The organism is Xenorhabdus doucetiae (assembly GCF_000968195.1).
GTDB lineage: Bacteria > Pseudomonadota > Gammaproteobacteria > Enterobacterales > Enterobacteriaceae > Xenorhabdus > Xenorhabdus doucetiae.
Map to the genome: position 1 here is coordinate 96063 of NZ_FO704550.1, position 13358 is coordinate 109420.

Annotated in this window: 9 protein-coding genes; 2 read left to right on the forward strand and 7 right to left on the reverse strand. The window is 46.8% G+C overall.

The window, feature by feature from the left end; translation table 11 throughout:
• Positions 1–40: 40 nt before the first annotated feature.
• The 6 genes from XDD1_RS00455 to XDD1_RS00480 all read right to left on the reverse strand — a co-directional run bounded on the left by XDD1_RS00455 (position 41) and on the right by XDD1_RS00480 (position 9022).
• Positions 41–1216, reverse strand: a complete 1176-nt coding sequence (locus tag XDD1_RS00455; RefSeq protein ID WP_045967784.1) for a Bcr/CflA family efflux MFS transporter — start codon at positions 1214–1216, stop codon at positions 41–43.
• 286 nt (positions 1217–1502) lie between these two features.
• Positions 1503–2441, reverse strand: coding sequence for a GNAT family N-acetyltransferase (locus XDD1_RS00460; protein WP_045967787.1), 939 nt, complete (start codon positions 2439–2441; stop codon positions 1503–1505).
• Positions 2442–2452: 11 nt separating this feature from the next.
• Positions 2453–3697 carry a phenylacetate--CoA ligase family protein gene (locus tag XDD1_RS00465; RefSeq protein WP_045967789.1) on the reverse strand — a complete coding sequence of 415 codons (1245 nt, stop codon included), beginning with the start codon at positions 3695–3697 and terminating at the stop codon, positions 2453–2455.
• 15 nt (positions 3698–3712) lie between these two features.
• Entirely contained in the window at positions 3713–6178 is a 2466-nt protein-coding gene (locus tag XDD1_RS00470; RefSeq protein WP_045967791.1) for an acyl-CoA reductase, read from the reverse strand.
• A gap of 1 nt (position 6179) precedes the next feature.
• A complete protein-coding gene (locus XDD1_RS00475; RefSeq protein WP_045967793.1) occupies positions 6180–7310 on the reverse strand; it encodes a LuxE/PaaK family acyltransferase in 1131 nt (376 codons plus the stop codon).
• A 509-nt stretch (positions 7311–7819) separates the two neighbouring features.
• The gene (locus tag XDD1_RS00480) at positions 7820–9022 is read right to left on the reverse strand and encodes an MFS transporter (RefSeq protein ID WP_045967796.1); all 1203 of its coding nucleotides are present in this window, start codon (positions 9020–9022) and stop codon (positions 7820–7822) included.
• A 279-nt stretch (positions 9023–9301) separates the two neighbouring features.
• Between XDD1_RS00480 and XDD1_RS00485 the strand changes: the two genes are divergently transcribed.
• Positions 9302–10243 carry a LysR family transcriptional regulator gene (locus tag XDD1_RS00485; protein WP_045967797.1) on the forward strand — a complete coding sequence of 314 codons (942 nt, stop codon included), beginning with the start codon at positions 9302–9304 and terminating at the stop codon, positions 10241–10243.
• Positions 10244–10333: 90 nt separating this feature from the next.
• Here the strand turns inward: XDD1_RS00485 and XDD1_RS00490 are convergent, their stop codons facing one another.
• A complete protein-coding gene (locus XDD1_RS00490; RefSeq protein WP_045967799.1) occupies positions 10334–11536 on the reverse strand; it encodes a BaiN/RdsA family NAD(P)/FAD-dependent oxidoreductase in 1203 nt (400 codons plus the stop codon).
• A 298-nt stretch (positions 11537–11834) separates the two neighbouring features.
• Here XDD1_RS00490 and pitA point away from each other — a divergent pair, with 298 nt between their 5' ends.
• On the forward strand, positions 11835–13328 hold the full coding sequence (gene pitA / locus XDD1_RS00495) for an inorganic phosphate transporter PitA (RefSeq protein WP_045973260.1): 1494 nt from the start codon (positions 11835–11837) through the stop codon (positions 13326–13328).
• The last annotated feature ends 30 nt before the right edge of the window (positions 13329–13358 follow it).

Consider the following 13358-nt stretch of genomic DNA (forward strand, 5'->3'; position numbering starts at 1 on the left):
TCCATGCAAGAACGCTATTCAATCGGATAGCGTTCTTTTTTTAATGCCTATTCTGCCATATCTGGGTAAAGGCGATTAAAACAAAACAAATCAGAGCAAGGACGAAAAGCCCCCACATTAAACCTGCCGCAGTGGTTGTATGCCCGCTGGCGAAAAACAATAATGCGATAGCTGCGCCGGCCATTTTTAGTGCCCCTTGTAAAGCACTCCCTGTTCCGGACAGTTCAGGATGTCCGTGTAAGCTGATCCCAAGTAATAGCGGAGAAGAAAGTCCACATCCCAGTCCCACCGTAAAACTATAAATAACGATAAATGCAATTGATAATATCTGCGTAAAATAAATTGAAATGAGCGCTACTGCGGTAAAGAAAAGTAATAACGGAAGCGAAACTTTAAGAATTTTTTCAGGAGCAGAGTGTGACAGCCATTTTTTCGTTAGTAATGAGCCTATTACAATTCCGGCAGAATAAATCATAAACAGATATCCATTCTGTGACGCGGATAAATCAAACTGCGTCTGAAATACAAAAGGACTGGCAGTAAAATAACCAATGGTAATGGCAAACAAAACGGCAGAGACAACGCTGTATACAACAAAATTAACGTCAGATAACAGAATTCGAAAACCCGCTATCCTGCTACTACCTGTTGATCTCATCGGCGATGTTTCCGGCAACGTCATCTTCACAAAAAATAGGCCTATCAGCATCATGATGGCGAGAGCGATAAAATTAAACTTCCAGGGCAGATACTGGGTGATATAGCCACCAATAACAGGCGCAAAAGCCGGTGAAACTTGTGATGCCATCGAAAAAACCGCCAATGATTGGGATAATTCCGTCTTATCACGGAAAGTATCACTGAGTATTGCTCTGCTGATAACAGGACATCCGCCTGCACCAATCCCCGTCAGAAGCCGGAATAACGACAGCGTGTGGAATGATTCCGCCATCGAAGTCAAATAATTACCAACAGCGGCAAATAATAAGGAAAACAAAATAACAGGGATACGCCCATGCTTATCGGAAAGAGGGCCATAAAATAGCTGAGACACAGCAAAACCCAATAGATAATAAACGACAAGCCCTTGCGCTTGATTATTCGTTATTGCGAGTGCGGATTTTATGGCGGGCAGAGCCGGATTATAGAGATCGATAGAAAATAATCCCAATACGAGAATAACGCATGAATTAATGATGATTAATTTTGATTTCATGGGTGCGCTAAGCGAATTCTGTCCATTTTTTGCATTATGCAAAGACGCCTGTAAACAAAAGGTAAATAAATTGTTTTATTGAGGTTTAGTGTTAAGTTTGAGGCGATTTTGGGCAAAAAAAAAGCCAACATAAAAGTTGGCCTATAAAAGTAAACACTGGAAGCAATGTGAGCAATGTCGTACTTTCACATGGACCCTGAAGGTGGTGCACTGAAAGTGATAAGAATGATAATCGTTCTCAGTATCATTTGTAAAGTGTTTTTTTAACCAATTTTGTAAAGTGCAGTTATGTTATCAGCTCACCCCCCAATTCCATTTGATAGAGATGTTGAGTACCCGTGTCGTGAAATTGATAGGGCGTTAACTGGTAGCCGCGTAGCCACAGCAAAAACCATCCATCATGGGTGTCTGGGCAAAGTCCGGCGAAGCGGAATCCGCCTTTTTTCAGCAACGGGCACAACCCCAGCGCCTCTTCACAGGCAGGTAGTTTCAAATAGATTAACTGCCCGGCAGGAAAATCGATGACCTCCGATAAAAAGTCAGAATGAACCTCGTATAGGGTGATCTCCAAACGCCGGCCGGATTTTTTAATGGCAAAGGGTTCAGGGATCATGGCGCGCTGATACGCGGATTGGGCATTTTGTGGGGCTTCACCCACATATTGGCTAATCCGGGAGACCCAATTTTGCCAGGGCCGGGGCCAGTTCAGCTTAGGCAGTGGCAAGGATTTAAGCGGCAAGATACCCTGAACAATACTTTCAGGTTTGGGTAAGCCAAAGGGTGAATCGACATAATCCAGCATCAGTGCCGTAGAATAGAAACCTAAATTTCGGGCGATGTACTGGCTCTTGGGGTGTGAACAGACCTGTTTTATCGTCAATAAATTATAACCTTGCTCTTTCGCATAACCGCATAAATAACTGCCCAGAGACTTCGCCACGCCATAACCTTGAAAATCGGGATATACCGCAATCAGTGCCAGCTCTGCCTGATTTCCCTGCACCGTATCTTTAACCAGAGCAGCATGACCGATAAGCCGCCCCTGATGGAAAGCCAGGGCCGAGTGCCATTGCCCTGATATTTGGTAGCCATTGATGAGTCTTGGCAGATAGATGTCAGGATAGACATAGGCATCGCCGTAAACCTCGCGGAATAACTGGCTGATTTTTTTATCATCGCCTGACTGGTAGCTGCGGATCTGAATCGCGGATTGGAAGATAGTCATTGATTTCAACCCTAGTTATAACGACGCAGGTCCACAACTCGCTGCAATTTGCCTGATCGTGGGTGCGTATACATATCATCAATATGGGTTTGCACGATCTCCAGCATGTTTTGGTGCCGGCACGCTTCTGCCAGATTGGGGAAGGCGGTCATGACCCGATGGCGTATTTTGTCAATATCTACCGTTTGCAGGCTTGCCACCAACAACCGGATCTGATCGTGCCCCGTCTTCTGGCTTAACTCCAATTGCCAGGCCAAAAGTTCCGTCTGCTGGGATAGCTGTGTGGCTAAGTCGTCAGGGAATAATGACAGCGTGCCAAATCGTACACGGTAGCCCTGATTAGCGCGTCCTTGCAGGGCGAATTTACGGCTTGGCTGTTCAGGTTCGCACCAGCAGGCCAGATCACCGGTAGGATAGCGGATCACCGGCATCAGGCGGCGTTGCAGGTTAGTGATAACCAGCAGGCCATTCTTCCCCGGCACCGTAATGGGCTGATGAGTGATTTCATCGACGATCTCAACAATCGTGTCATCACTAAATACGCGGTGTTCCCCCTGTTGGCATTCGGGATCAGCAAAGCCGATCAAACCAGCGTCGACACTGGCACACCCGATTGAGCCTAAACGAGCCTGCGGAAAAACTTGCCGTATGACAGCGATCTGCGCATCAAACAGGCTTTCCCCGCCGTAAAGAATGGTCTCCACCATCGGCAGTGTTTGCCCCCTCTCTTGCAGAGAGTGCGCCAGACGGATTAATTGCACCGGTACACCCGCCAGCACATTGATGTTATGCAGGCGGATATTGTGAATCAGCAATTCATCCTCGACCTTGCTGGTGAAAGGAAATTCTATGATGGGGAGCGGTGAATTCGATAATGCACCGTGGATGAATAGAAAACTGGTATAAAGATCGCCGGAAAAAAACAGGTTAGCCACCCGATCCCCGTGCTTTAATTGGCGGGCAATACCTTGGCCAAAGGCAGCAATAAAGGCTTGCCACTCCGGTTGGCTGAAAACGGATAACCGCCCATCACTGGTGGAGCCACCTGTTTTAAACACATGGCCGCCTTCCAGCGGTGCAGTCAGCACCGGCCAGGTTTGCAGGTCGTTTGAATGTGCCCAGTAATGACTGGGTTCCACGAGGGGCAAATCTTTCAGCGTCCCATTATCGGGAATGGATTTATAGCGTTCCCGGTAATAAGCAGAATGCTCGCGTGCATGATGGAGCAAATCAATCAATGTCGTTCTGGTCATCATCTTAATTTTACTCAATTAATATTGACGCAAGTCGATGAACAAGGGCGTTTTCCCGCTATGTTCATTGCGGCGAAACTCAGTGGCTGAGGTGGAAATCACGTCTAAATTCAGCAGATGTCCGCTAACCACTTCCATAATTTTGGGATCTTGCAATAAGTTCTGGCGCACAGTGAGCGGTTCGGCATGATCAACCAGTAATTGAATGCTATCGATACCCTCACGGTTATGATCGATGATCCATTGCACGGGCAGTGCCAGTTGCTCAGATAAATCAGCAAGATTGAAAAAGATACTGCCTATGCGTAGCAGGGAACCATGACGCCCTTTCAGCCGGAAAAGCGGTGAAGTCAGGCCACAAGAACAAGGTTGATTGACCCAGCAGCCGAGATCGCCTAAATCGTAGCGTTGGATGGGTTGTGCTTCACGGTGGAGGGAAGTAAATACCAGACGCCCGGTTTCGCCCTCTGCCACGGGCTGATCATTCTCTGGATTGAGAATTTCCAGCCATTGGGTATCCGCCATTAAATGAAAAACCCCGTCTTCGCTGGCGGCGCACGCATGGCCGACAGGTCCGGCATCGACGGAACCGTAAATGGTTGAACGTATCAGGGTGACACCAAAACCCGTCAGAAAATCCCGTTGGTTGAGATTGAGGTGTTCGCCACCCAAAAATAGCTTACGAATGCCGCCATATTGACGTAATTTAGTTCCTTCATTCAAAAATAACCGGTGCAACGTGCTTGGCATGCCGACCAGCGTATTAATGCGTTGTTGCACGATAAAATCAGCGATTTCACTAAAATCATTGTCAGTCGGCCCGCCCATGGGATATTGCGTCACACCCAATTTATCCAGAATGGTGAAGAAGCTCATCATGCCGCCGTACAGTTTCCCGCCATATAACAGATTCATGACGCGATCGGTTGCAGGTTCAAGCCTGGAGGCAAACACGCCATCGGCGGCGGCCTGCATCTGCCTGTGGTAATCACGGTAGCTAAAAGCGGCCAGTTTCGGTATGCCACTGCTGCCACCACTGCGGAAAAACAGACGGGCTTTATCATTGGGAATCAGCGCTTGAAAATCGGTTTTATCCATCACAGGAAGATTGGCTAACCCGTCTGGACGCGCAGGAGGAACATCAAGATGGGCGCAACCCGCCATTAAATCCGGCGCAAGGCTGACCGAGACTCGTTTGGTCAGGCGTGCCAGTGCGTAGACCCCATCGTGAGGCTCACCACTATAACCGTCGTGCATCTGACCCGCCGGGGTGATACGACTGATGCCCGCCGCAAACAGGATATGGCTCATTTCGCTGATATGTGCCTGACGGGTCATCAACGCACAGCTTTGCAGATGGTTACGCCAAGGCTGCAAAATAGCGCACAGGCGCTGACGCGGAGCCGGGCGTATCTGCAATGTGCGGAACAAAGGCGACGCCGCTAATTCCTCTTCGTGTCGCCATATCACCCGCCATCCATCGGCCTGCCAAATTTCACCGCGTACTTTTTCACCCTGTATTCGCGCAAAAGCGAAATCAAGTCGCTGGAAAGCAGTTTGGGTGGTAATTTCTGCGGCTTCCTGAATATCCGGTTGCAGGGCAGGATGTAATCCGGCGCGGCGTTGCAGGGCGGCAGCCATGCGTTGCCCGATATGTTGTAACACTTGCGGATCATCGCTATCCACCAGTAAACACTGTGGGCTGGAACAGGCTTGTTGGTCATAACAACAGACATCATCAGCCAAGGCATCCAATTGGGCATCATCGGCCGATTCAGGGCTTAGCCAGGCCATGCTGATGCGGTGTCCCCAATCTATCCAGCGGCAACCGGCGGGCAGTTGAGCACGTATAGACGCGAGGGAAGCGTCGCTGCCCCAGGCAGAAACTGCATCGGCCTGACTGAATAATTCTGCCAGTTGTGTGACGGGTAACGGCAATACGGCAACCCGATCAGCCAAATCCCCTGAAATATCATGGGATAAAAATTCTGACCAGAGTCGCGTACTAAACCCGTTATCGCTGCTGCTTGGGCGTAACCAGTTAATATTGCCCACCAGCAAACTTTCAAGCACTGCCATAAAGGGCAGGAGCTTCGCGTTGGAGGGGGTAATATGGACGACCAATCCCAATGGCTTCCAAGTCTCATAGCGATTCTGATTATAATCGAATCGACGTAGCGAAAACGGGTTTTGCCCAAGTTCCCGTTCCAGTTTGGCCGCCAGCGCTTCACGTTGGCAAAACGCGATAAGTTCCTGCCGGATTTGGCGATCAAACAGAGGGTGCTCACTCAGATTGGTAAGATATTCCGCAAAGCGTTGTGCACAATCAAGGACTTGTTCAGAAGTATGGGGGCGAGCCAGCAACTCAGGTAATCGCTCACGTAATTTCGCGATTTTTTGTTCAGTCAACTGTTCTGAGGAAATCGGGTTATTCGTTGTTTTTGTAGAAACAGTTTTTATGGAAACAGTATTTACGGAAGACATATCAAGCTCTCTTAATCAATTCTGAAGCGGCAATCGCACAACTACGGTTTTTACTCGTACCGGCCCGACCAAGCAGTTCAAACCAATCGGTGTCGAGTTCGCAACCACAGCTTTGACCGGAATGCAGTACGGCCAGATCGCTGGTCACAATGCTGTGGGCAGGGCAGGAAGTGATATAAGGTGAGATAAGATGCAGGAAACCGGGTTCACCATAAGGTTGGCAGGTCAGGTTGGCGGTATGGCGCACATAGGCTTTGGCATAGACGGGAACGTGGAAATTATGGTGGGAACATTCAACATAAGGAACCGGATGTTCAACGGAACCATAGCCATCACGACATCGAATATCAGGAATACCCAGTTGTTCAGTCAACCGTTGATACAGCGCTTTTTTCGGAATGGATTTATCGGCATGTGTTTTCCAGCCTCCGCCGAGGAAAACCAGCGAATCAGGGTGTAATTTCAATGCCGGCAGCCCCATTTGCTCCATTCTTTGCAGGGTAAACCACAAAAAGGCCGGGAAACCGAAAATACGCACCGGTAACCCTTCCTGAGCAAATTGCTGGAGTGCCGTAATCGTCCCGAAGGGATCAAATTCATTACCTTGCCCATTATGACGCAAGGCATAGTAGGCCCGATTGACCGGCGCATATTTGCACAGGAACTGATCGGTGTAGGCCGTACCCAGCGTGACAGCGCCAGCGGGTTCATAGCTAAGTAGCAGGTAATTACACGGTTGATCCGGGGTATTCCAGCCATAATAGTCAAAAATACAGTCCACCATATGCTGGGCTGCCGCGATGCTTGCAGCATCATAGCGCATACGGCTCTTCTGGCCGGTGGTTCCGGAAGAAGTCAGCTCCAGCGCATTTTGTGCACTTTCACTGAGGATCAGATTACGTTTGAAATAATTGGCAAACAGCAAAGGCAGTTTTGACCAATCATCCAGCATGGTGAGTGCCTGTTTATCCAGACCCTGATCGGCCAGCCATTGCTTATAACCCGGCGTCTGTTCACAATGGTATAGCGTCAATTCACGCATGGCGTGATTAAATAAGGCATCATATTCGGTACAAGCATGGTAAGGATGTGCGATAGCACACAGTGCTTCGACGTGAGGTAAGTTTTGCATATCAGTACTCATTTTTCAGTAACAACGACAAGATATGATTAATTAAAGAATTAATTGTTTGTTGTTATTTGATTGAAAGTAATAATTTTTAATAGGCGATATTCATTATTTGGCATATGAATTAACGCCTCTGTTTTTATTTAATCTTTGAGCGATGTTGGAATATGATGTGTTGGATTCTGACAGTGTATTAGCCTATTTTGTGGAAAAACTGTGATTTTATGGATAATAATAGGTTTTGTTTGTCTTTTTATAGTTAATGTCAGTCCTGCGTTTGCGGGGCGCATTATTCCAAATCAAATGCGAACATTCAAACGGTTTTTCTAATATTTCGTCCGGTTCTTGTCTTTAACACAATCATTATTTAATGTATTACTGTCATTATTTATCACTACATGATGATGGGTTTAATTTTCTTTTGGTAAGCGGATGGGCTGAGAAAAAAGGTTTATTTAATGCTGACTTGATATCAGTTTAATCCCGCCCGGAATTCCGGGCGATTTGTCACTTTATCGATGAAGCCTGCTTTCAGTTGGTTTATTTGAGGGAATTATCGTGACGAAAAGTATGGACAACGCAATTGTTATTCCCGCTATCACAAATAACGCCTGAAGTGATAATGCTGAGCCTATCCAGGCTCCCACTGAAGCACCAATGCCGATTGCTCCGTTAAAAAATGAAACGTAAACAGCCGATGCCGGAAAAGCTTCATCACCCGCTAAACGGAGAACCCATGTTTGAAAACCAACGAAGACACCTGAGATGGAAACTCCCCACACAACCAGAGCAATCAGGATATTAACGCGTGATAGTGACTCTGGATTATTACCTAACAGCAAAAGCACAATCCCGATAAGTAAAGCCGACAGGACGACCGTCGCTTTTAAATATTTATCAATAATTATCCCCGTGAGGAAATTACCTGACAGACCTGCAATCCCATAAATGAATAGGGTTGCAGGAATGAAATTTTTAGACAGTGTGGGTTGTGAATGAAGCCAAGGTTCGATAAAAGTAAAAGCGGCAAAATGTGCGGAAATCGCAAATAGTGTGGCGGAATAGATTTTCCACAGTGTGGCTGAACCCAGTACGCTTTTTAAGGCGTTAATACCCATCGTGCTTTTGGCGGTGATCTTAGGGACAATCAGCATAATACCCATAAATGCACTCACACTGAGCACAGCCATTAACCAGAATGCCTGACGCCAACCAAAATTCAATCCTATATAGTTAGACAGCGGAACGCCAAATACGCTGGCGGCGGATACCCCACCAAAGACAATCGACGTCGCCGCACCCAAATATTTTGGTGGCACCATTGCCACGGCCATAGCGCCGATCATCGCCCAAAAAGCACCGTGTGCCAGAGCACCAACGACGCGGGCAACCAGTAATATTTCAAATGAATCAACCGTTGCAGACAAGACATTGGATACGAATAGAATGACGGTTAGCGTTAACAACAGTCTCTTTTTGGGTAAATGCCCCAGAAATACAGAGGCAAAAAGTGCACTGAGTGCACCCACCCAGGCGTAAAGTGAGGCTGTCATGCCAATACTGGATTCTGACGTGGAAAGCCCTGCTGCAATAGGGGTTAGCAGACCGACCGGAGCCAATTCCGTTGTCACAATAGTAAATGTTGCGATAGAGAGAATAAATAAAGCTAACCATGTCCTGAATGTCATTTCAGGACTTTTAATTTCTGAAGCCATAAATTACGACCTTTAATAAGTATTAAATATTATCCCATCACTTATTTTGCAGAGATATTAAATACGCAATGGTTATGAATTCCGCGTATAAAATTAGCATTATAAAAATTCATGAGAATTGTTAATTTTGTGATTCATTTTTTATATCAAGGCATTTTTCGCTTGCTGGGTTAAATCGCGTTTCAAAATGATAGAAACCAATAACCCGCCAAAAAAATTGGAGTGAGATAAGGTGACAAAGTAAGATGACCATGTACTGGTCACCCAATAGGTCACTCAATGAATGGAGAATCTGTGGACAGCATTAACAATAAGCTACCCAGCATAAAACAGTTACAATGTTTTTTAGCCGTTGCTCAGGAGCTTAATTTTAGAAGGGCCGCAGAGCGGTTACGCATGACACAGCCTCCCCTGACTCGACATATAAAATGCCTTGAGGAAACGCTTGGGTGTGAACTTTTTGCCCGTAATACTCATGAGGTTCACCTGACAGAGACGGGCCTGATACTTGTTGAAAAAGCAACCTACCTTATCAATGAATTTACGTTGTTTATGCGTGAAATTAAAAACGATAAAACGCGTTTACGGATTGGCCTGACCCGAACACTGAATTTCGACAACATACCCGAACTTGGGCATAAGATAAAAACACTCATGTTTGGAGACGACATTGATACGCAGCACTTGACTTCCAGTCAACTTTTGAATTTTCTTTCGAAAGGACAAATGGATATTGTGATTACGGGAGAGCAGAGCCTGCATAGTGAGCATGATTTTAAATTTCACTGGCTTTATCGGGAACCACTTTTACTTGCCATTCCATCATCTCACCCCAGCAGCCTGAAGGAAAAAATTTCGCTTACCTATGTTGCAGATCTTCCGCTCTTTTGGTTTTCAAGGAATGCAAATCCTGTTTTTTATGACAAATGTGAAAAATATTTTCAGCGCTTGCCTTTCTTATTGAAAAGGCGCAAGGAACCCGATGATTCTCTGGTGATGCTTTCCTCTATTGCAAAAGGAAAAGGCATGGCCCTTATGCCCCGTTCCATGTGTACCTTTAATCAAGAAGGGCTTTGTTACCGGGAATTAGTGGATGATGTGGCTCAATCCCTGAATATTGATGTCTATGCGGCAATCAGGAAAAATGAAACCCGAGAAGGGGTCATCAATGGGTTAAACCGTTTGCTTAATGAGAAGCCTGTTATACAGCCTCAAAATTAACCGATGCTGTATCTGTCTTCTTCTCAGCGTACACACAGATGGTGTTAGTCGCCAACCAACGCCATCTGCCAAAGTGAACAAGCGGCTATTTTATTCTCGGTTCCCGGATACCAAAGCCTGCGCACAAGCCCATGCCGAGCTCCATGCCCATTGGAAGTTATATCCCCCCAGCCAGCCGGTGACATCAACCACTTCGCCAATAAAGTACAGCCCTTTCACCTTATGGGCTTCCATGGTTTTTGATGACAACTCATGGGTATCCACCCCGCCAAGCGTGACTTCCGCCGTGCGATAGCCTTCCGTACCATTGGGTTGTACCTGCCAGCCTTGCAGGGTGGTGAGCAAGGTTTTTTTCTGTGCCGGATTCAGTTGCTTCAGGGACAGTTCCGGTAATTGTCCAAGAGATTGCAAACATTCCACCAAACGTTTGGGCAGTAATTTCGCCAGCGTGTTTTTTAAACTCTGGTTGGGGTGGGATTCCCGTTCTTTATCCAGAAAATGGTCTAAATCGGTATCAGGAAGTAAGTTAATACTCACATATTCACCGGGCTGCCAATAGCTGGAGATCTGCAAAATAGCCGGACCGGAAAGGCCGCGGTGGGTGAACAGAACATTTTCCCTGAATACGGTGCCGTCTTCTGCGGTCACCACAGAAGGCACCGCGACACCGGAGAGCGTTTGGAGTTGTTCCAGTAGCGGTTTATGCAGAGTAAAAGGAACGAGTGCCGCGCGTGTAGGCAGGATATTGAGGGCAAATTGCTCTGCGATGCGGTAACCCAAAGGAGAGGCACCCAAGCCGGGCATGGATAAACCCCCGGAGGCGACAACAAGTGAGTGCGTACTTACTTCTTTCCCGGCTGTGGTAATAACAAAACCCGGCTCTTTCTTCTCGACATGGGTGACTTCACTGCGTAGCCGAATGGTGACCTTTCCTGTTTCGCACTCTTTCAACAGCAGATCCAAAATTTGTTGCGCAGAGTCATCGCAGAAAAGCTGCCCTAAGGTTTTTTCGTGATAAGGGATGGCATGGTGTTGGACCAGATCAATAAAATCCCACTGGGTATAGCGAGCAAGTGCTGACTTACAAAAATGGGGATTGGCAGAAAGGTATGCCGCCGGTTCGGTATACAGGTTGGTAAAATTGCAGCGTCCTCCACCGGACATCAGAATCTTACGGCCGGCTTTTTTGCCATTATCCAGTACCAGAACATTTAATCCGGCTTGTCCTGCCTGCGCAGCACAAAATAAGCCGGCAGCGCCGGCACCAATAATCACTACATCAAATTTTTCCATTCGTTTGTCTCTTTCGGCCGAGTTAATTGTAGGAATTCACTGCATTGTGAGGGCTCTGTTCACGAACTACAGAGAAAAATAGACATTTGGTTTAACTTTCTGCGGTAAGAAATTATTTTTCATCAAAAAAATATCAAAAGAGTAAAATTAAATAACTCTTTGATATATTTAATAAATGCAAGGTTTTTTATGCTATTTAACCCGCATTAAATCAAAAAAAGGTCATATTTCTCTTTTCCCGCTAACGTTTGTCACTGATAATGCGCGCGTTCATGTCCTACTAACTGGCTTAACGTCTATGCTACATCTGTTTACTGGCCTGGAATTTTATACCGGCCTTATGTTAGTGCTTGCTCTGTTGTTTGTGCTTTTCTATGAAGCCATCAATGGGTTTCATGATACCGCAAATGCAGTAGCAACTGTTATTTATACCCGGGCGATGCGTTCGCAGCTTGCCGTTGTTATGGCTGGGGTTTTTAATTTTTTGGGTGTGCTTCTTGGTGGATTAAGTGTCGCTTATGCGATTGTGCATCTACTCCCTACGGATCTTCTGCTCAATGTCAGTTCGGCTCACGGCTTGGCGATGGTGTTTTCCATGCTGCTGGCGGCGATCATCTGGAATTTAGGTACGTGGTATTTCGGTATTCCTGCATCAAGTTCCCATACGTTGATTGGCTCTATTATCGGCATCGGCCTGACCAATGCGATAGTAACCAGTTCCTCGGTGGTTGATGCCTTGAATATTCCGAAGATGATACAGATTTTCATGTCCTTGATCCTGTCTCCTCTTGTCGGTCTGGTGATTGCCGGAGCGATGGTGTTTTTATTGCGTCGCTATTGGAGCGGTACAAAAAAACGTCGTCGTATCCACATGACGCCGGTTGAGCGTGAAAAACAGGATGGTAAACGTAAACCGCCATTCTGGACCCGTACTGCCCTGATCCTTTCGGCTGTTGGGGTGAGTTTTTCCCACGGCGCGAACGATGGTCAGAAAGGTATCGGTTTAATTATGCTGGTTCTGATTGGCGTTGCACCTGCGGGTTTTGTTGTCAATATGAATTCAACCAGTTATGACATTGCTCGCACTCATGATGCCGTTGTCCACTTGCAACAATATTATGGGCAACATGCCCCGGCATTGGCTCATGCCATTGAGCTGTATCCAGCCGCGACTTCTTCGGTTGAAGAGCAGCCTGATATGACGTTCCATTGCGATAACTCACGCGCTTTAGTGGTGCTGAACAAGACTGAAAATATGCTGGCGAATATCCATCATTTCAGCGAGTTGAACCCGGATCAACGCAACAGCATGCGCCGTATGCTGATGTGTATCACTGATACGGCCAACGCAGTGGCTAAGTTACCCGAAACCAGCCATGAAGATGCGCGTTTCCTGAATAAACTGCGCAAAGATCTGCTGAATACGGTGGAATATGCACCCTTGTGGATCATTATTGCGGTGGCGCTTGCCTTGTCTTTAGGCACAATGGTGGGTTGGAAGCGTGTTGCTGTGACTATCGGTGAGAAGATTGGCAAAAAAGGCATGACTTATGCCCAAGGCGTTTCTGCTCAGGTGACTGCGGCGGTTTCTATTGGTGTTGCCAGTTATACGGGGATGCCCGTCTCCACGACACAAGTGCTCTCTTCTGCGGTAGCCGGTACGATGCTGGTTGATGGTGGTGGTGTGCAAGGCAAGACCATCAAAAATATCATGCTGGCGTGGGTGTTGACGTTGCCGATTTCTATTGCATTGTCAGGCGTACTGTATTGGATCGCCTTGAAACTGATCTAATGACGTTTTAGAAAAAGGTTGGCTGCCCGC